Raw genomic sequence first — 20,133 nt, forward strand, 5'->3', positions numbered from 1 at the left:
ACAGTGAACCTCTTGCCTAAAGGGGATTAGCCTTGTTTTTTAACGAGTGCTTCGACGATGTTCGACGGAGCTTCGGAGTATTTGGAGAATTCCATGGAGTAGCTTGCGCGACCCTGAGACATGGAACGAACGTCGGTTGCGTAACCGAACATCTCTCCGAGCGGTACCTCAGCAGTGATTACCTTGCCGGACACCGAGTCTTCATTCCCCTGGATCATCCCACGACGACGGCTCAGGTCACCCATCACGTCACCCAGGTAATCTTCCGGAGTTACAACTTCGACCTTCATGATCGGCTCAAGCACCACGCCACCGCCCTTCTGGGCCAGTTGCTTGGTCGCCATCGAAGCAGCGATTTTGAACGCCATTTCGTTGGAGTCGACGTCGTGGTACGAACCATCGAATACCGCGGCCTTCAGGCCGATCAGAGGATAACCGGCAACAACGCCGTTTTTCATCTGCTCTTCGATACCCTTCTGGATCGGGGCGATGAATTCCTTAGGAATCACACCACCAACGACTTCGTTGGTGAATACCAGACCTTCGGTGATGTTGCCTTTCTCGTCGACTTCCGGCTCCGAGAAACGGATCCAGCAGTGACCGAACTGACCACGACCGCCCGACTGACGAACGAACTTGCCTTCGATCTCGACGTTGGACTTGGTGATCTTCTCGCGGTACGAAACCTGCGGCTTGCCGATGTTGGCTTCGACGTTGAACTCGCGCTTCATGCGGTCAACGAGGATGTCCAGGTGCAGCTCACCCATGCCCGAGATGATGGTCTGACCAGTCTCTTCGTCGGTCTTGACGCGGAACGACGGGTCTTCCTGGGCCAGCTTGCCCAGTGCAATACCCATCTTCTCCTGGTCAGCCTTGGTTTTCGGCTCTACGGAGAGCGAAATGACCGGCTCAGGGAAGTCCATACGCTCAAGGATGATTGGCTTGTCAGCGTTGCACAGGGTTTCGCCTGTGGTCACGTCTTTCATGCCGATCAGTGCAGCGATGTCGCCAGCGCGCACTTCCTTGATTTCTTCACGCTGGTTGGCGTGCATCTGCACCATACGACCAACGCGCTCTTTCTTGCCTTTGACCGAGTTGATGACGGAGTCACCGGAGGTCAGAACGCCCGAGTAGACGCGAACGAAGGTCAGAGTACCCACGAACGGGTCAGTCGCGATCTTGAACGCCAGAGCCGAGAACGGCTCGTCGTCGTTGGCGTGACGCACGTCTTTGCGAACAGCCGGATCTTCTTTGTCCAGCTCTTTGTCGTCCGGGTTGATGCCCTGGATTGCAGGGATCTCGGTCGGAGCAGGCAGGTAGTCGATGACGGCATCGAGAACCAGGGGAACGCCCTTGTTCTTGAACGACGAACCACAGACAGCCGGTACGATTTCGCTGGCCAGGGTGCGCGCGCGCAGACCGGCTTTGATCTCTTCGACGGTCAGCTCTTCGCCTTCCAGGTACTTGTTCATCAGCTCTTCGCTGGCCTCGGCAGCCGCTTCAATCATATTGGAGCGCCACTCTTCAGCCAGTTCCAGCATATCGGCAGGAATTTCTTCCTCGCGATAGGTGGTGCCTTTGTCGTCGTCGTTCCAGTAGATAGCCTTCATCTTGACCAGGTCGATCTGACCCTGGAAGTTATCTTCTGAACCGATGGCCAGCTGAACAGGAACCGGGGTGTGACCCAGACGGTTCTTGATCTGACCGATGACGCGCAGGAAGTTTGCACCGGCACGGTCCATCTTGTTCACGTAGACAACACGTGGAACGCCGTACTTGTTGGCCTGACGCCATACGGTTTCGGACTGAGGCTCAACGCCGGAGGTACCGCAGAACACAACGACCGCGCCGTCGAGTACGCGCAGCGAACGCTCTACTTCAATGGTGAAGTCAACGTGGCCGGGGGTATCGATGACGTTTACACGGTAGTTGTCATACTGACCAACAGAACCTTTCCAGAAGGTGGTAACGGCAGCGGAGGTAATGGTGATACCCCGCTCCTGCTCCTGCACCATCCAGTCGGTGGTCGCGGCGCCGTCGTGCACCTCGCCCATCTTGTGGCTCAGGCCTGTGTAGAACAGGATCCGCTCGGTAGTGGTGGTCTTGCCCGCATCAACGTGGGCACAGATACCAATGTTACGGTAGCGGTTAATTGCTGTAGTACGAGCCATAAAGCCCTCGCAAAATGATTGATGCCTGAATTAGAAGCGGTAGTGCGAGAACGCTTTGTTGGCTTCAGCCATACGGTGAACGTCTTCACGCTTCTTGACTGCAGCACCTTTGCCTTCAGCAGCATCCAGCAGCTCGCCAGCCAGGCGCAGAGCCATCGACTTCTCGCCACGCTTGCGGGCGTAGTCTACGAGCCAGCGCATTGCCAGAGCATTACGACGGGATGGACGAACTTCAACCGGAACCTGGTAAGTGGCACCGCCGACACGACGGGACTTTACTTCGACCAGCGGAGCGATGGCGTCGAGAGCTTTCTCGAAGATTTCCAGGGGGTCGCTGTTCTTGCGCTCTTTGACCTTGTCCAGTGCACCGTAAACGATGCGCTCGGCCACGGCCTTCTTGCCGCTTTCCATCACGTGGTTCATGAACTTGGCGAGGATTTGGGATCCGTATTTAGGATCGTCCAGAATCTCACGTTTTGCTGCTACACGACGTCTTGGCATGATAAGCCCTCAAACGGTCTTCAGGTTAGCCCGGGACGTGGGTCTTCGACCCCTGCCCGACCTTACTCTTATCGACTCAAAAAAATGGATGTGTGCAAACGACCGATTACTTCGGACGCTTGGTACCGTACTTCGAACGACCCTGGTTACGGCCTTTAACGCCCGAAGTATCCAGAGAGCCGCGAACGGTGTGGTAACGAACACCTGGCAAGTCTTTTACACGGCCGCCACGGATCAGGACGACGCTGTGCTCTTGCAGGTTGTGGCCTTCACCGCCGATGTACGAGGAAACCTCGAAACCGTTGGTCAGACGCACACGGCATACTTTACGCAGTGCCGAGTTAGGTTTTTTCGGCGTGGTGGTGTACACACGGGTGCACACGCCACGACGTTGCGGGCAGTTCTGCAGCGCAGGAACGTCGGATTTCTCGACCGAACGCTTACGCGGCTGACGTACCAGCTGGTTGATAGTTGCCATCTACTAGCTCCACTGATTGTCTTGCGACTCTATTGTCTTGCAAGAAAGCCAAAAATTGGCGAGACGGAGCCTCACCAAATTTAAGGGTACAAAAGTCTACGGAGGATCTTGCACCCAGTCAAGACAAGGCCCCGGCCCTCCTCGCCCGATCATCGGCAACAATTCATGTCACCGATGGCCGATCGAGGCTTGCCGGGGCCCTGCCCTGTACTTAGTTACCGCTGGAATTCAGCGCTTCGGTCAGTGCGGCTTCCACCTCACTGGCGCTTACACGCAGCGGTTTGTCGGCTTCACGGCGACGCTTGCGCTCGCTGTGGTAGGCCAGACCAGTACCCGCCGGGATCAGACGACCCACGACGACGTTCTCTTTCAGGCCGCGCAGGTAGTCGCGCTTGCCGGTTACGGCCGCTTCGGTCAGTACGCGGGTGGTTTCCTGGAAGGAAGCCGCGGAGATGAACGACTCGGTCGACAGCGAGGCCTTGGTGATACCCAGCAGCACGCGGGTGAACTTCGAGATGAACTTGTCATCACCGGCGAGACGCTCGTTCTCGACCAGTACATGAGTCAGTTCCATCTGGTCGCCCTTGATGAAGCTGGAATCGCCCGACTCGGAGATCTCGACCTTGCGCAGCATCTGACGCAGGATGGTCTCGATGTGCTTGTCGTTGATCTTAACGCCTTGCAGACGGTAAACGTCCTGAATCTCGTTGACGATGTACTTCGCCAGCGCGCTTACACCCAGCAGACGCAGGATGTCGTGCGGATCGCTCGGGCCGTCGGAAATAACTTCGCCGCGGTTTACCTGTTCGCCTTCGAAGACGTTCAGGTGGCGCCACTTCGGAATCAGCTCTTCGTACGGATCGCTACCGTCGGTCGGAGTGATGACCAGACGACGCTTGCCCTTGGTCTCTTTACCGAACGCGATGGTACCGCTGACTTCAGCCAGAATCGAGGCTTCTTTCGGACGACGCGCTTCGAACAAGTCAGCTACGCGTGGCAGACCACCGGTGATGTCACGGGTCTTCGACGTTTCTTGCGGGATACGCGCGATAACGTCACCAACACCGATCTGAGCACCGTCAGCAACACCTACCAAGGCGTTGGCTGGCAGGAAGTACTGCGCCGGTACGTCGGTACCTGGCAGGTACAGGTCCTTGCCATTGGCGTCGACCATCTTGATTGCCGGACGGATTTCCTTGCCTGCGGCAGGGCGATCCTTGACGTCCAGTACTTCAATGTTGGTCAGGCCGGTCAGTTCGTCGGTCTGACGCTTGATGGTGATGTTTTCTTCCATGCCCACGAAGGTCACGGTACCTTTCAGCTCGGTAACGATCGGGTGGGTGTGCGGGTCCCACTTGGCGACGATGGCGCCAGCTTCGACCTTCTCACCTTCCTTGACCGAAATCACCGCACCGTAAGGCAGCTTGTAACGCTCACGCTCACGACCGAATTCGTCGGCAATGGCCAGCTCGCCGGAACGCGAAACAGCAACCAGGTTGCCATCGGCGCGCACAACATGCTTCAGGTTGTGCAGACGTACCATACCGCCGTTCTTCACCTGGACGCTGTCGGCAGCCGAAGTACGGCTTGCAGCACCACCGATGTGGAACGTACGCATGGTCAGCTGGGTACCTGGCTCACCGATCGACTGTGCAGCGATAACGCCGACAGCTTCACCGATGTTCACCTGGTGACCACGCGCCAGGTCACGACCGTAGCACTTGGCGCAGATACCGAAGCGGGTTTCGCAGTTGATCGGCGAACGCACGATAACTTCGTCGATGCTGTTCAGCTCGATGAACTCGACCCACTGCTCGTCTACCAGGGTACCGGCCGGAACGATGACGTCCTCGGTGCCTGGCTTGAACACGTCACGGGCGATGACACGGCCCAGTACACGCTCACCCAACGGCTCTACAACGTCACCGCCTTCAATGTGCGGAGTCATCAGCAAGCCATGGTCGGTACCGCAGTCGATCTCGGTCACAACCAGGTCTTGCGCAACGTCTACCAGACGACGGGTCAGGTAACCGGAGTTCGCAGTCTTCAACGCGGTATCCGCCAGACCTTTACGAGCACCGTGAGTCGAGATGAAGTACTGGAGTACGCTCAGACCTTCACGGAAGTTCGCGGTGATCGGCGTCTCGATGATCGAGCCGTCCGGCTTGGCCATCAGGCCACGCATACCGGCCAGCTGACGGATCTGGGCCGCGGAGCCCCGCGCACCGGAGTCAGCCATCATGTACATCGAGTTGAAGGACTCTTGCTCGACTTCTTTGCCTTCGCGGTCGATGACCTTCTCTTTCGAGAGGTTGGCCATCATCGCCTTGGACACTTCGTCGTTCGCCTTCGACCACAAGTCGATGACCTTGTTGTACTTCTCGCCCTGGGTTACCAGGCCGGAGGCGTACTGGCTCTCGATTTCCTTCACTTCATCGGTAGCGCTGTTGATGATGCGCGCTTTCTCATCCGGGATGACAAAGTCGTTCACACCAATGGACACGCCAGAGATGGTGGAGTAAGCGAAACCGGTGTACATCAGCTGGTCGGCGAAGATAACGGTCTCTTTCAGACCAACCACGCGGTAGCACTGGTTGATCAGCTTGGAGATCGCCTTTTTCTTCATCGGCTGGTTGACGACATCGTACGGCAGGCCTGCAGGTACTACCTGGAACAGCAGCGCACGGCCGACGGTGGTGTCGACGATACGGGTGTTCTTGGTCGAGCTGCCATCACGGTCATTCACGGTCTCGTTGATACGGACCTTGATTTTCGCGTGCAGGGCAGCTTCGCCGGCGCGGAATACGCGGTCGACTTCCTGCAGGTCGGCGAATACGCGACCTTCGCCCTTGGCGTTGATGGCTTCACGGGTCATGTAGTACAGACCCAGTACAACGTCCTGCGACGGAACGATGATTGGCTCACCGTTGGCTGGCGACAGAATGTTGTTGGTCGACATCATCAGCGCGCGTGCTTCGAGCTGAGCTTCCAGGGTCAGCGGCACGTGAACGGCCATCTGGTCACCGTCGAAGTCGGCGTTGTACGCGGCACAGACCAGCGGGTGAAGCTGGATGGCCTTACCTTCGATGAGCACAGGCTCGAACGCCTGGATACCCAGACGGTGAAGGGTCGGTGCACGGTTGAGCAGTACGGGGTGTTCGCGAATCACTTCAGCGAGAACGTCCCACACCTCTGGCAGCTCGCGCTCGACCATCTTCTTGGCAGCTTTGATGGTGGTCGCCAGACCACGCATTTCCAGCTTACCGAAAATGAACGGCTTGAACAGCTCGAGGGCCATCTTCTTCGGCAGACCGCACTGGTGCAGACGCAGGGTCGGGCCTACGGTAATTACCGAACGACCGGAGTAGTCAACACGCTTACCGAGCAAGTTCTGACGGAAGCGACCTTGCTTACCTTTGATCATGTCGGCCAGGGACTTCAGCGGACGCTTGTTCGAGCCAGTGATGGCGCGACCGCGACGGCCGTTGTCCAGCAGGGCGTCGACCGCTTCCTGCAGCATGCGCTTTTCGTTGCGCACGATGATGTCCGGCGCGGACAGATCGAGCAGGCGCTTCAGACGGTTGTTACGGTTGATCACCCGACGATACAGGTCGTTCAGGTCGGAGGTCGCGAAGCGGCCGCCATCCAGCGGTACCAGCGGACGCAGGTCCGGCGGCAGTACTGGCAGGACGGTCAGAACCATCCACTCAGGCAGGTTGCCCGAGCCCTGGAAAGCTTCCATCAGCTTCAGGCGCTTGGACAGCTTCTTGATCTTGGTTTCCGAGTTGGTCTGCGGAATCTCTTCACGCAGGCGGCCGATCTCGTGCTCCAGGTCGATAGCGTGCAGCAGCTCGCGGACAGCCTCGGCACCCATGCGGGCGTCGAAGTCGTCACCGAACTCTTCCAGCGCTTCGAAGTACTGCTCGTCGTTCAGCAGCTGGCCCTTTTCCAGGGTGGTCATGCCCGGGTCGATAACGACGTAGCTCTCGAAGTAGAGAACGCGCTCGATATCACGCAGGGTCATGTCCATCAGCAGGCCGATACGGGACGGCAGCGATTTCAGGAACCAGATGTGGGCAACCGGCGAGGCCAGTTCGATGTGCGCCATACGCTCACGACGAACCTTGGCCAGGGCAACTTCAACGCCGCACTTCTCGCAGATTACGCCGCGGTGCTTGAGGCGCTTGTACTTGCCGCACAGGCACTCGTAGTCCTTGACTGGGCCAAAGATCTTGGCGCAGAACAGGCCGTCACGCTCAGGTTTGAACGTACGGTAGTTGATGGTTTCCGGCTTTTTAACTTCACCGAACGACCACGAACGGATCATCTCAGGTGACGCCAGCCCGATACGGATGGCGTCGAACTCTTCGACTTGACCCTGGTTTTTCAGCAAATTCAGTAGGTCTTTCAAGGCCTTTCCTCCTGGCGGAGCAGGGAGCGGGCATTACCTGCCCCACTCCCCTTCGCGTCACGTGTTATTCGGTTTCCAGATCGATATCGATACCGAGCGAACGGATCTCTTTGATCAACACGTTGAAGGACTCGGGCATGCCCGGCTCCATACGGTGATCGCCATCCACGATGTTCTTGTACATCTTGGTACGGCCGTTCACGTCGTCCGACTTCACTGTGAGCATTTCTTGCAGGGTGTATGCCGCGCCGTATGCTTCCAGCGCCCACACTTCCATCTCCCCGAAACGCTGACCACCGAACTGCGCCTTACCACCCAGCGGCTGCTGGGTAACCAGGCTGTAGGAACCAGTGGAACGCGCGTGCATCTTGTCGTCCACCAAGTGGTTCAGCTTGAGCATGTACATGTAACCAACGGTCACTGGACGCTCGAACTTGTTGCCGGTACGGCCGTCGAACAGCACCATCTGGCCGCTCTCTGGCAGATCGGCCAGCTTCAGCATGGCCTTGATCTCGCTTTCCTTGGCACCGTCGAAGACCGGGGTAGCCATCGGCACGCCCTTCTTCAGGTTGTGCGCCAGGGCCAGGATCTCTTCGTCGGTGAACTCGGCGAGGTTTTCCTGACGACCGCCGATCTCGTTGTAGACCTCGGTCAGGAATACGCGCAGCTCAGCGGCTTTGCGTTGCTCTTCGATCATGCGGTCGATCTTCTCGCCCAGGCCCTTGGCCGCGAGGCCCAGGTGGGTTTCGAGGATCTGACCGACGTTCATACGCGAAGGTACGCCCAGCGGGTTCAGTACGACGTCGACCGGAGTACCGTTGGCATCGTGCGGCATGTCTTCAACCGGCATGATTACCGAGACGACACCCTTGTTACCGTGACGACCAGCCATCTTGTCACCCGGCTGGATGCGACGGCGGATTGCCAGGTAGACCTTGACGATCTTCAGTACGCCAGGTGCCAGGTCATCGCCCTGCTGCAGCTTGCGCTTCTTGTCTTCGAACTTGTCGTCCAGCAGACGGCGACGGTCGACGATGTACTGCTGAGCCTTTTCCAGCTGCTCGTTCAGTGCATCTTCAGCCATGCGCAGTTTGAACCACTGGCCGTGCTCCAGACCGTCCAGCACGTCGTCAGCGATCACGGTGCCTTTCTTCAGGCCCGCACCACCGTCAACCACCTGGCCGTTAAGAGCAGAACGCAGACGCTCGAAGGTTGCGCCTTCGACGATGCGGAACTCTTCGTTGAGGTCCTTGCGGATCTCGTCCAGCTGCATCTTCTCGATGGCCAGGGCGCGAGTATCGCGCTCGACGCCATCACGGGTGAAGACCTGTACGTCAATGACGGTACCCTTGGTGCCGGTTGGCACGCGCAGGGAGGTGTCTTTAACGTCGCTGGCCTTCTCACCGAAGATTGCACGCAGCAGTTTTTCTTCCGGAGTCAGCTGGGTTTCGCCTTTTGGCGTGACCTTGCCAACCAGGATGTCGCCAGCGCCGACTTCAGCACCCACGTAAACGATACCGGCTTCGTCCAGCTTGTTCAGTGCAGCTTCACCCACGTTCGGGATGTCCGCAGTGATTTCCTCTGGGCCAAGCTTGGTGTCACGCGCCACACAGGTCAGTTCCTGAATGTGGATGGTGGTGAAGCGATCTTCCTGAACCACACGCTCGGACAGGCAGATGGAGTCTTCGAAGTTGAAGCCGTTCCACGCCATGAACGCGATGCGCATGTTCTGACCCAGCGCCAGTTCACCCATGTCGGTGGACGGGCCGTCGGCCATGATGTCGCTACGCTGAACCTTGTCACCCTTGCTCACCAGCGGACGCTGGTTGATGCAGGTGTTCTGGTTAGAACGGGTGTACTTGGTCAGGTTGTAGATATCTACACCTGCTTCGCCGGTTTCCACTTCGTCGTCGTTAACGCGAACAACGATACGGCTTGCGTCGACCGAGTCGATCACGCCACCACGGCGAGCAACCACGCAGACACCGGAGTCACGGGCAACGTTGCGCTCCATGCCGGTACCTACCAGCGGCTTGTCGGCACGCAGGGTCGGTACAGCCTGACGCTGCATGTTCGAACCCATCAACGCACGGTTGGCGTCGTCGTGCTCGAGGAACGGAATCAGCGACGCTGCAACAGAAACAACCTGCTTCGGCGAAACGTCCATCAGGGTGACGTCTTCCGGCGCCTTGACGGTGAATTCGTTCAGGTGACGAACAGCTACCAGCTCATCGATCAGTTGCTTCTTGTCGTTCATCGCGGCCGAAGCCTGGGCGATGACGTGATCCGCTTCTTCGATTGCCGACAGGAACACGATGTCGTCGCTGACAACGCCTTCCTTCACCACGCGGTACGGGCTTTCCAGGAAGCCGTACTGGTTGGTGCGGGCATAGGCTGCCAGGGAGTTGATCAGACCGATGTTCGGACCTTCAGGGGTCTCGATCGGGCACACACGGCCGTAGTGGGTCGGGTGTACGTCACGGACTTCGAAGCCAGCACGCTCACGGGTCAGACCGCCCGGGCCGAGTGCAGAGACGCGGCGCTTGTGGGTGATCTCGGAGAGCGGGTTGTTCTGGTCCATGAACTGGGACAGCTGGCTGGAACCGAAGAACTCTTTCACCGCCGCCGCAACCGGCTTGGCGTTGATCAGGTCTTGCGGCATCAAGCCTTCGCTTTCCGCCATCGACAGACGTTCCTTGACCGCGCGCTCTACACGCACCAGGCCAACGCGGAACTGGTTTTCGGCCATCTCGCCGACGCAACGAACGCGACGGTTACCCAGGTGGTCGATGTCGTCGACGATGCCTTTGCCGTTACGGATATCGACCAGGGTCTTGAGGACCTCGACGATGTCTTCCTTGCTCAGCACGCCCGAACCTTCGATCTCGGTACGACCGATACGACGGTTGAACTTCATGCGGCCGACTGCGGACAGGTCGTAACGCTCGGCGCTGAAGAACAGGTTGTTGAACAGGGTCTCGGCAGCATCCTTGGTCGGCGGCTCGCCTGGACGCATCATGCGGTAGATCTCGACCAGAGCTTCCAGCTGGTTGCTGGTGGTGTCGATCTTCAGGGTGTCGGAGATGAACGGACCGCAATCGATGTCGTTGGTGTACAGGGTCTCGATACGGACGACCTGTGCCTTGGCGACTTTGATCAGCAGATCAGTGGTCAGCTCGGTATTGCACTCTGCCAGGATCTCGCCAGTAGCCGGGTGCACGATGGCCTTGGCACTGGTGCGACCCAGTACGTATTCCATCGGAACGTCCAGCTGCTTGACGCCGGCCTTCTCGAGCTGATTGATGTGGCGCGCGGTAATACGGCGGCCCTGCTCGACGATGACTTTGCCGGTTTCGTCATGGATGTCCATGACTGCGACTTCACCACGCAGACGCTGTGGCACGAGTTCCAGGCTGAGTTTCTCGCCGGAAACGTGGAACACGTTGGTGGTGTAGAAGGTGTTCAGCACTTCTTCAGTGCTGTAACCCAAGGCGCGCAGCAGCACCGAAGCCGGCAGCTTGCGGCGACGGTCGATACGGACGAACACGCAGTCTTTCGGGTCGAACTCGAAGTCCAACCAGGAACCGCGGTAAGGAATGATGCGAGCGGAGTACAGCAGCTTGCCGGAGCTGTGAGTCTTGCCACGGTCGTGGTCGAAGAACACACCAGGCGAACGGTGCAGCTGGGAAACGATCACACGCTCGGTACCGTTGATAACGAAGGTACCGTTCTCAGTCATCAGGGGAATTTCACCCATGTAGACTTCTTGCTCTTTGATGTCCTTGATCGCTTTGTTCGACGATTCCTTGTCGAAGATGATCAGGCGCACCTTGACCCGCAGTGGGACCGCGAAGGTCACGCCACGCAGGACACATTCCTTCACATCGAAGGCAGGTTCGCCCAGGCGATAGCCTACGTACTCCAGGGCAGCATTGCCGGAGTAGCTGATGATCGGGAATACCGATTTGAAGGCCGCGTGCAGGCCGACGTCGCGGAACTGATCCTTGGATGCTCCCGCTTGCAGGAATTCGCGATACGAATCCAGCTGGATGGCCAGGAGGTAAGGCACATCCATGACGTCCGGCAACTTGCTAAAGTCCTTGCGGATACGTTTTTTCTCAGTGTATGAGTAAGCCATCAGCGTTCCCCAGCTTGGTCACCTGCTTGTTTGGCTTCTCCCGGCGGGAGCAGCCAGAAAATCGTGCAAACCCCTTGGTTTGCGCCACCCACGTGGGTGTCTTGCAGCTTGTTATCGGGGCCGGCTTGACCGACCGCCAATAACGGAAAAAGGCCGGTGGCATAAGCCACCAGCCATCAGCCTTGTGCTCAACGCTCAGGCTGGCATCGCAAAGTCGAAATTACTTCAGCTCGACTTTAGCGCCTGCTTCTTCCAGCTTCTTCTTAGCGTCTTCAGCGGCTTCTTTCGAAACGCCTTCAGCTACAACCTGAGGAGCGCCATCGACTTTCTCTTTGGCTTCTTTCAGGCCCAGACCGGTCAGCTCGCGAACGGCTTTAATCACGTTCACTTTCTTCTCGCCGGCTTCCAGCAGAACAACGTTGAACTCGGTCTGCTCTTCAACAACGGCAGCAGCAGCAGCTGGGCCAGCAGCGGCAACAGCAGCGGTAACGCCGAAGGTTTCTTCCATTGCTTTGATCAGCTCAACAACTTCCAGAACGGTTTTCTGGCCGATTGCTTCGATGATTTGCTCGTTAGTCAGGGACATGACTTAAATCCTGTATTGGGGTGAAGGCCTACGCAGCCATCAAATTAAACGAATGATTTTGAAAGAGTTCGCGTGCCTTAGGCAGCGGTAGCTTCTTTCTGGTCGCGAATGGCTGCCAGAGTACGAGCCAGCTTGCTGGTGGCGCCTTGAATAACGCTCATCAGTCGTGCAATAGCTTCGTCGCGGGTCGGCAGGGTAGCCAACACGTCGATCTGGTTCGCTGCAATGAAATTGCCGTCAAACGCAGCTGCCTTGATCTCGAACTTGTCCTGACCCTTGGCGAACTCTTTGAACAGACGAGCAGCAGCGCCCGGGTGTTCGTTGGAGAAAGCAATCAGGGTCGGGCCTTTGAACGCGTCGCTGAGGACCGAAAATTCGGTGCCTTCAACAGCGCGCTTGAGCAGGGTGTTACGTACAACACGTACGTAAACGCCAGCCTCGCGGGCCTCTTTACGGAGTCCGGTCATTGCGCTTACAGTCACACCACGGGCATCAGCCACAACAGCGGACAGAGCGACTTTGGCAGCCTCGTTGACTTCAGCGACGATGGCCTTCTTGTCTTCGAGTTTAATTGCCACGGGTTTACTCCTGGTTTTTACCGTTTCATCTGGCCGAAGCCGGATGTCGTTTTGGTGTCTGATTCGGTAACGAATCGGGAGCACCATCTGCGTGGGCTGGTGTTTTAAGGCTTGCGCCACCTACGGTCTTGGATAGCCCCCGCCAGGCAGGGACCCCAATTTTTGCTGGCAGCGCGACAAGTCGCACCGCCATGTTCTTACACGTCCAGCGAGCTCTGATCGATGATCAGACCTGGGCCCATGGTGGTGCTCAGGGTAACGCGCTTGACGTAGATACCTTTCGAGGAAGCTGGCTTGATACGCTTCAGATCAGCGATCAGGGCTTCAACGTTTTCCTTCAGCTTGCCAGCTTCAAAGCCGATCTTGCCAACGGAGGTGTGGATGATACCGTTTTTGTCGGTACGGTAGCGAACCTGACCAGCCTTGGCGTTTTTCACGGCAGTGGCTACGTCTGGGCTAACGGTACCAACTTTCGGGTTAGGCATCAGGCCACGAGGACCCAGAACCTGACCCAGCTGACCTACAACGCGCATTGCATCAGGCGATGCGATAACTACGTCATAGTTCAGGTCGCCGGCTTTCATTTCGGCAGCCAGATCGTCCATACCTACGCGGTCAGCGCCGGCAGCCAAAGCGGCTTCAGCAGCTGGACCCTGGGTGAAGACGGCAACGCGAACGGTCTTGCCAGTGCCGTGTGGCAGCACAGTAGCGCTACGGACGACCTGGTCGGATTTACGCGGGTCAACACCGAGGTTAACGGCGATGTCGTAGGACTCGACGAACTTGGCAGCAGGCAGCGAGGCCAGCAGAGTTGCCGCTTCTTCGAAGTTGTAGGACTTGCCTGCTTCGATTTTCTCGGCGATTGCCTTTTGGCGTTTGGTCAGCTTAGCCATTACACACCCTCCACGTTCAGGCCCATGCTGCGGGCAGAGCCAGCGATGGTGCGTACAGCAGCGTCCAGGTCAGCAGCGGTCAGATCAGCCTGTTTTGCCTTGGCGATGTCTTCCAGCTGAGCGCGGGTAACGGTACCGACTTTAACGGTGTTCGGACGAGCCGAACCACTGGTCAGGCCAGCAGCTTTCTTCAGCAGAACCGAGGCAGGGGTGCTCTTGGTCTCGAAGGTGAAGCTACGGTCGCTGTAGACAGTGATGATCACAGGAGTCGGCAGGCCGGCTTCTTGACCCTGAGTACGGGCGTTGAAGGCCTTGCAGAATTCCATGATGTTCACACCGTGTTGGCCCAGTGCTGGACCAACGGGTGGGCTTGGGTTGGCCTGGCCGGCCTTAACTTGCAGCTTGATGTAAGCCTGAATCTTCTTAGCCATGAGCTACTCCAAAATCGGGTACGAACGCCTGATGGCTCCCCGGATGACTTGCGTTTTATCCCAGTGACGACAAAACCCCGCAACACACAGGGCTGCGGGGTTTGGGATGCTTCGTCCGCCTAGACCTTTTCGACCTGGCTGAACTCGAGCTCCACCGGAGTAGAGCGACCGAAAATGAGCACCGCCACCTGGAGGCGACTCTTTTCGTAGTTAACTTCTTCGACACTACCGTTGAAGTCAGCGAACGGACCATCAACGACACGAACCACTTCACCTGGCTCGAACAGCGTCTTAGGCTTCGGCTTGTCGCTACCGTCGGCAACGCGACGCAGGATAGCTTCAGCTTCTTTATCGGTGATCGGTGCAGGCTTATCTGCGGTACCGCCAATAAAGCCCATCACACGAGGGGTATCCTTGACCAAGTGCCAAGTCCCTTCGTTCATCTCCATCTGGACCAGTACATAGCCAGGGAAGAATTTACGCTCACTCTTGCGCTTCTGGCCGTTGCGCATTTCGACGACTTCTTCGGTCGGAACCAAGATCTCGCCGAAACCGTCTTCCATGCCAGCCAGCTTGACGCGCTCGATCAGGGAGCGCATTACATGCTTCTCGTAACCCGAGTAAGCATGCACAACATACCAACGCTTAGCCACGGGACACCTTTAGCCAACGATCAGGGAGACCGCCCAGCCGAGCAGGGAATCAAGACCCCACAGCAGCAGTGCCATAACCAGCACGACAGCCACGACAATCAGCGTGGTCTGGGTGGTTTCCTGGCGGGTCGGCCACACGACTTTACGGATTTCGGTACGAGCTTCCTTCGCCAGCGCAAAGAACGACTTGCCCTTCGCAGTCTGCAGAGCTACAAAGCCCGCGACAGCAGCCAGGACGAGAAGTGCGAGGACGCGATACAGGATCGGAGACGCGGAGTAATATTGATTACCCACAACAGCTACAACCACCAAAGCAACTACAGCCAGCCACTTGAATAGATCAAAACGCGATTCTTGGGCTTCAGTTTTGGGAGTCATCGAGGAGGATCCTGTAAGAAGAAAGCCATCACACCGAAGTGAAATGGCAGGTCAGGAGGGAATCGAACCCCCAACCTACGGTTTTGGAGACCGTCGCTCTGCCAATTGAGCTACTGACCTGTAACGCTGTATCAGGCCGGCCATTATACCGGCCTGATCAAGTAAATCAACTACTTATTCAATAATTTTTGCTACGACGCCGGCGCCGACGGTACGACCGCCTTCACGGATAGCGAAGCGCAGACCGTCTTCCATTGCGATGGTCTTGATCAGGGTAACAGTCATCTGAATGTTGTCACCTGGCATTACCATCTCAACGCCTTCCGGCAGTTCGCAGTTACCGGTCACGTCAGTGGTACGGAAGTAGAACTGAGGACGGTAGCCTTTGAAGAACGGAGTGTGACGGCCGCCTTCTTCCTTCGACAGGACGTAGACTTCTGCGGTGAACTTGGTGTGCGGCTTGACCGAACCTGGCTTGACCAGAACCTGGCCACGCTCAACGTCGTCACGCTTGGTACCACGCAGCAGAACGCCGCAGTTCTCGCCAGCACGCGGCTCTTGAACGCGGACGATACCACGCTCGATACGACCGGTAACAACGGTACCACGACCCGAGATCGAGAATACGTCTTCGATTGGCATCAGGAACGGCTTGTCGATAGCGCGCTCTGGCTCTGGGATGTAGCTGTCCAGAGTTTCAACCAGTTTCTTGACGGCAGTGGTGCCCATCTCGTTGTCGTCTTTGCCTTCCAGCGCCATACGAGCCGAACCGATGATGATCGGGGTGTCGTCGCCTGGGAAGTCATAGGTGGACAGCAGGTCGCGAACTTCCATCTCGACCAGTTCCAGCAGCTCAGCGTCGTCTACCAGGTCAGCCTTGTTCAGGAAGACCACGATGTACGGAACGCCAACCTGACGGGACAGCAGGATGTGCTCACGGGTTTGTGGCATCGGACCATCGGCGGCCGAGCAAACCAGGATCGCGCCGTCCATCTGGGCAGCACCGGTGATCATGTTAACGCCAACCTGACGGGACAGCAGGATGTGCTCACGGGTTTGTGGCATCGGACCATCGGCGGCCGAGCAAACCAGGATCGCGCCGTCCATCTGGGCAGCACCGGTGATCATGTTCTTCACGTAGTCAGCGTGACCTGGGCAGTCGCCTTCGTCCAGCAGCTTGCGGAACATCTCAACACCGGTGCAGGTGGTGGTTTGAGTGTCACGCAGACCAACGATTTCCAGTGCCTCTTGAACGCGGACGATACCACGCTCGATACGGCCGGTAACCACGGTGCCACGGCCCGAGATCGAGAATACGTCTTCGATTGGCATCAGGAACGGCTTGTCGATAGCGCGCTCTGGCTCTGGGATGTAGCTGTCCAGAGTTTCAACCAGTTTACGAACGGCAGTGGTGCCCATTTCGTTGTCGTCTTTGCCTTCCAGCGCCATACGAGCCGAACCGATGATGATCGGGGTGTCGTCGCCTGGGAAGTCATAGGTGGACAGCAGGTCGCGAACGCGAGACAGCAGGATGTGCTCACGGGTTTGTGGCATCGGACCATCGGCGGCCGAGCAAACCAGGATCGCGCCGTCCATCTGGGCAGCACCGGTGATCATGTTCTTCACGTAGTCAGCGTGACCTGGGCAGTCAACGTGAGCGTAGTGACGAATGTTCGAGTTGTACTCGACGTGAGCGGTGTTGATGGTGATACCGCGCGCTTTTTCTTCCGGAGCCGAGTCGATCTTGTCGAACTCAACGACTGCCGAACCGAAAACTTCGGAGCAGACGCGAGTCAGAGCTGCGGTCAGAGTGGTCTTACCGTGGTCAACGTGGCCGATAGTGCCGACGTTAACGTGGGGAAGGGAACGATCAAACTTTTCCTTAGCCATCGATACAATCCTCCGCAGAAGAAATAGTCTTGCGCTGATAAAACAAAGGCAGATATTTTCATATCTGCCTTGTTTATATGGAGCTCTTGAGCGGATTTGAACCGCTGACCTCACCCTTACCAAGGGTGTGCTCTACCAACTGAGCTACAAGAGCGAAACACATTGTGCAAAATCCGGCAAACTTGGAGCGGGTAGCGGGAATCGAACCCGCATCATCAGCTTGGAAGGCTGAGGTTCTACCACTAAACTATACCCGCGGAGCTTGCGGCTCTCGCTAAAACTGGTGGAGGGAGAAGGATTCGAACCTTCGAAGCTCTCGCAACGGATTTACAGTCCGTCCCCTTTGACCGCTCGGGAATCCCTCCAGATGTGGCCGGCATTCTATGTGTCTGCCGTCCTAGTGTCAAGCGTTTTTTCAAATTTTTTCAATCAAATCTGAAACTTAGCTGCTTTGACACCGCTTCCAGCTCTACCACCTGAGTGGTGTTCCCTGTGAAGCGGGCGCCATTCTATCAAGCTATTCACCAGTTGCAATACCCTGGCAGAAAATAATTTTATGTTTTAAGTCTTTGAAATCATTGGAAAGAGCCGAAAGGACCGTTTGGTCCAGTAAACGCTCGCTTTCTGGGGCAACCTTGAGCCAGCGCCCATCCACTCCAGGCAGCTGCCCCGCCACTGGCAAGGTGGCAATATCCAGGCTCAGCAAGCGCTGACGCAGTGCATCCAGCTGCTCCTGCCCTGCCATACCACCTACTACCAGGCATTCGTCACGGCGCCTGGGTGGCGTCGATACACCCGTCTCACGCAACAGACGGATTTCTTGCTGATTCCCCTTGTACAGTGACAGGGGGGCGACTTCCTTGACCTTCAGCGGCGCTTCCTGCTGATGCCACACGTAATAGAAGACGTTGAGCACCAGTAACAGCAGAAACAACCAACGCATAGGCACCTCAATCCAATGGGCAGGCCATGGCCAGGCCAACGAAAACCAGGTCAGGGACGACACGCGCCTGCGGCACGGCCTCCCTCACCAGCGGCGCATCGCCCCCGGTCAGGAACACCGTGAATTCGTCACCCCACAGTGCACGCGCCTGCTCGAGCTGGGTACGCGCAAAGCCCTGGAGCATTAACACGCAACCACGCTCGACCGCTTCGACAGTAGAGCGGCCCGGGGACAGACTGGTCAATGCGCGCTCTGCGGAGGCATCGTCATAGCGAATACGCCGGGTGTGGGTACGCAACTGACTACGCATCAATGGCATCCCCGGGCAGATGTAGCCCCCTAGGTGCTCGCCGTCTGCGGCCACAAAGTCTGCTTTGGCAGCAGTACCCAGATCGATCACCAGGCACGCGCCCTTGGCCAGGTGAAATGCACCCAGCGTAGCCAGCCAACGGTCCATGCCCAAACGCTGATAGTCGTCATAACCGTTGCGCACCCCGGCCATGCTTTGTGCCGGATGCGCAACGCGCGCCTGCACGGCAAATGCCTGTGCAATCAACGCACAAAGCGCATCGGTTTCTTCCTCGCTGCGCACACTGACAATGCGGCACCCCGTCAGACGCACCGAAGCCAGCACAGCCACTTCAGCCAGCAACGCTTGATCGGAATCGACGATCCCGCCACCCTCAATCACTGCATCAGCAGTATGGATTACACGCCACTTGATGAAGCTGTTACCGCAGTCGAGCTCAAGAATCATCACGCAACCTCAAACTGAGCTCACCACCACTGAAGCTCTTTTCAACTCCGTCCACCTCAAGGCGCAAGCCGCCCTGCCCGTCGACGCCAAGAACCACGCCATCGATGCGCGTATTACCAGCAACCAGTGAAACATTGCGCCCCTGCCAAAGGTGCGCCTGCTCCCATTCCTCCTGGAACGCGGCAAACCCGTAGCGACGATGGCGTGCCAATTCGTGCTGCAATTGCTGATTGAGCGAAGCCACCAAGTGGTTACGGTCTATAGCCGCGCCCACCTCGCGCCGCATCGAGGTCCACTGTTGGTCGACCTGGTCATTGACCTGCATGTTCACATTGATACCGATACCCAGTACCACATGACAGACATCGGCCGGGTCACCCACCAGCTCCAGGAGAATACCGGTGATCTTCTGCCCGCGAACCAGCACGTCATTGGGCCATTTGAGCCCTACATCTTTTACGCCGAACGCCTGCAGCGTGCGCATTACTGCAACCCCCACCACCAGGCTCAAGCCTTCGAGCTGGCGCATGCCGCCATCCACACGCAAGACAAGGCTGTAATAGAGGTTTTCGGCAAATGGGCTGACCCATTGCCGGCCACGTCGACCGCGGCCGGCGCTTTGCCGCTCGGCCAGGACGAGAAATGGCGCTACCTGCCCTTGATTGGCAAGCCTCAAGCCTTCGGCGTTGGTCGAGTCGATGATTTCGTGGATGAAAACCGGCCACTGCTCGCCTTCGGCAAACCCGGCGATTGCCTGCGCCTCGAGCAAAGCCAGTGGTGCCGCCAGCTGATAACCGCGCCCACGAACCTTGTGAATGGTCAGGTTCAGCTCGCTCTCCAGGTGCTGCAGCTGTTTCCAAACGGCGCTGCGACTCACCCCGAGGGCTGCCCCCAGAGCTTCTCCGGAATGGAACCGGCCATCCTTGAGGAGATTCAACAACTTCAGCATGCCAGTCTCGACTTGGAATAAGGCACGCATGATAGCCATGGGCTGTTGGCTTGCATAGGAAAAGGGCCTGAAGGAGCGGCCTATCCACCGCATCGCCTGCTTCGCGGGCATGCCCGCTCCCACAGGGATACGAGCAGGGCTTGAATGTTTTTGAGCCGCAAAGACAAAACCCCTACCTGCATGCGCAGATAGGGGTTTTGCGAAATGAATCTTGACGATGACCTACTCTCACATGGGGAAACCCCACACTACCATCGGCGATGCATCGTTTCACTACTGAGTTCGGGATGGGATCAGGTGGTTCCAATGCTCTATGGTCGTCAAGAAATTCTGTAGCCAGAATGTCCAGATGGACAGCCCAGCGAATTCGGATATG

The 20,133-nt window shown here is 57.5% G+C and carries 14 protein-coding genes, 4 tRNA genes, 1 rRNA gene and 3 pseudogenes; all 22 read right to left on the reverse strand.

The annotated features are described in order from the left end of the window. Nucleotides 1-26: 26 nt before the first annotated feature. The 22 genes and pseudogenes from fusA to rrf all read right to left on the reverse strand — a co-directional run bounded on the left by fusA (nt 27) and on the right by rrf (nt 20,082). Entirely contained in the window at nt 27-2,171 is a 2,145-nt protein-coding gene (fusA, locus tag AK81_RS12440; protein ID WP_043199419.1) for an elongation factor G, read from the reverse strand. Between the two features lie 30 nt (nt 2,172-2,201). After that, nucleotides 2,202-2,672 (reverse strand): 30S ribosomal protein S7, encoded by a 471-nt coding sequence (gene rpsG / locus AK81_RS12445; protein ID WP_008089143.1) that lies wholly within the window; start codon nt 2,670-2,672, stop codon nt 2,202-2,204. Between the two features lie 106 nt (nt 2,673-2,778). Next, complete coding sequence (gene rpsL / locus AK81_RS12450; RefSeq protein WP_003255492.1) at nt 2,779-3,150, reverse strand: 30S ribosomal protein S12; 372 nt, start codon at nt 3,148-3,150, stop codon at nt 2,779-2,781. Nucleotides 3,151-3,361: 211 nt separating this feature from the next. Then, nucleotides 3,362-7,561, reverse strand: a complete 4,200-nt coding sequence (gene rpoC / locus AK81_RS12455) for a DNA-directed RNA polymerase subunit beta' (protein WP_043199421.1) — start codon at nt 7,559-7,561, stop codon at nt 3,362-3,364. A 64-nt stretch (nt 7,562-7,625) separates the two neighbouring features. After that, nucleotides 7,626-11,699, reverse strand: coding sequence for a DNA-directed RNA polymerase subunit beta (rpoB, locus tag AK81_RS12460; RefSeq protein ID WP_043199422.1), 4,074 nt, complete (start codon nt 11,697-11,699; stop codon nt 7,626-7,628). Nucleotides 11,700-11,919: 220 nt separating this feature from the next. Then, nucleotides 11,920-12,285: a 50S ribosomal protein L7/L12 gene (gene rplL / locus AK81_RS12465; RefSeq protein WP_033703494.1), complete on the reverse strand. Its 366-nt coding sequence runs from the start codon at nt 12,283-12,285 to the stop codon at nt 11,920-11,922. A gap of 77 nt (nt 12,286-12,362) precedes the next feature. After that, nucleotides 12,363-12,863 carry a 50S ribosomal protein L10 gene (gene rplJ, locus AK81_RS12470; protein ID WP_043199428.1) on the reverse strand — a complete coding sequence of 167 codons (501 nt, stop codon included), beginning with the start codon at nt 12,861-12,863 and terminating at the stop codon, nt 12,363-12,365. Between the two features lie 197 nt (nt 12,864-13,060). After that, nucleotides 13,061-13,756: a 50S ribosomal protein L1 gene (gene rplA, locus AK81_RS12475; protein WP_043199429.1), complete on the reverse strand. Its 696-nt coding sequence runs from the start codon at nt 13,754-13,756 to the stop codon at nt 13,061-13,063. Further along, a complete protein-coding gene (gene rplK, locus AK81_RS12480) occupies nt 13,756-14,187 on the reverse strand; it encodes a 50S ribosomal protein L11 (protein ID WP_003255500.1) in 432 nt (143 codons plus the stop codon). The genes rplA and rplK overlap by 1 nt, the downstream gene beginning before the upstream one ends. Before the next feature lie 119 nt (nt 14,188-14,306). Then, nucleotides 14,307-14,840: a transcription termination/antitermination protein NusG gene (gene nusG, locus AK81_RS12485; protein ID WP_043199430.1), complete on the reverse strand. Its 534-nt coding sequence runs from the start codon at nt 14,838-14,840 to the stop codon at nt 14,307-14,309. A 9-nt stretch (nt 14,841-14,849) separates the two neighbouring features. After that, on the reverse strand, nt 14,850-15,218 hold the full coding sequence (secE, locus tag AK81_RS12490) for a preprotein translocase subunit SecE (protein ID WP_016484648.1): 369 nt from the start codon (nt 15,216-15,218) through the stop codon (nt 14,850-14,852). Nucleotides 15,219-15,262: 44 nt separating this feature from the next. Next, nucleotides 15,263-15,338 (reverse strand) — tRNA-Trp (locus AK81_RS12495). 54 nt (nt 15,339-15,392) lie between these two features. After that, nucleotides 15,393-16,235, reverse strand: a pseudogene (locus tag AK81_RS30230) (GTP-binding protein); the annotation flags it as partial. A 3-nt stretch (nt 16,236-16,238) separates the two neighbouring features. Beyond that, a pseudogene (locus AK81_RS30620) lies at nt 16,239-16,406 on the reverse strand (GTP-binding protein); the annotation flags it as partial. Then, nucleotides 16,380-17,108, reverse strand: a pseudogene (locus AK81_RS30240) (GTP-binding protein); the annotation flags it as partial. The pseudogenes AK81_RS30240 and AK81_RS30620, both read right to left, overlap by 27 nt. A gap of 78 nt (nt 17,109-17,186) precedes the next feature. After that, a tRNA-Thr gene (locus tag AK81_RS12510) sits at nt 17,187-17,262 on the reverse strand. A 29-nt stretch (nt 17,263-17,291) separates the two neighbouring features. Beyond that, nucleotides 17,292-17,365: transfer RNA gene (locus AK81_RS12515), tRNA-Gly, on the reverse strand. 24 nt (nt 17,366-17,389) lie between these two features. Further along, nucleotides 17,390-17,473: transfer RNA gene (locus AK81_RS12520), tRNA-Tyr, on the reverse strand. A gap of 152 nt (nt 17,474-17,625) precedes the next feature. Beyond that, nucleotides 17,626-18,051, reverse strand: coding sequence for a hypothetical protein (locus AK81_RS12525; RefSeq protein WP_043199431.1), 426 nt, complete (start codon nt 18,049-18,051; stop codon nt 17,626-17,628). A gap of 7 nt (nt 18,052-18,058) precedes the next feature. Next, the gene (locus AK81_RS12530; protein WP_043199433.1) at nt 18,059-18,808 is read right to left on the reverse strand and encodes a pantothenate kinase; all 750 of its coding nucleotides are present in this window, start codon (nt 18,806-18,808) and stop codon (nt 18,059-18,061) included. Then, nucleotides 18,798-19,757 (reverse strand): bifunctional biotin--[acetyl-CoA-carboxylase] ligase/biotin operon repressor BirA, encoded by a 960-nt coding sequence (birA, locus tag AK81_RS12535; protein WP_043199444.1) that lies wholly within the window; start codon nt 19,755-19,757, stop codon nt 18,798-18,800. The genes AK81_RS12530 and birA overlap by 11 nt, the downstream gene beginning before the upstream one ends. A 209-nt stretch (nt 19,758-19,966) precedes the next feature. Then, nucleotides 19,967-20,082: ribosomal RNA gene (rrf, locus tag AK81_RS12540) — 5S ribosomal RNA — on the reverse strand. Nucleotides 20,083-20,133 lie beyond the last annotated feature (51 nt).

Source organism: Pseudomonas putida W15Oct28 (assembly GCF_000708715.2).
GTDB classification, from domain to species: Bacteria; Pseudomonadota; Gammaproteobacteria; order Pseudomonadales; family Pseudomonadaceae; genus Aquipseudomonas; species Aquipseudomonas putida_R.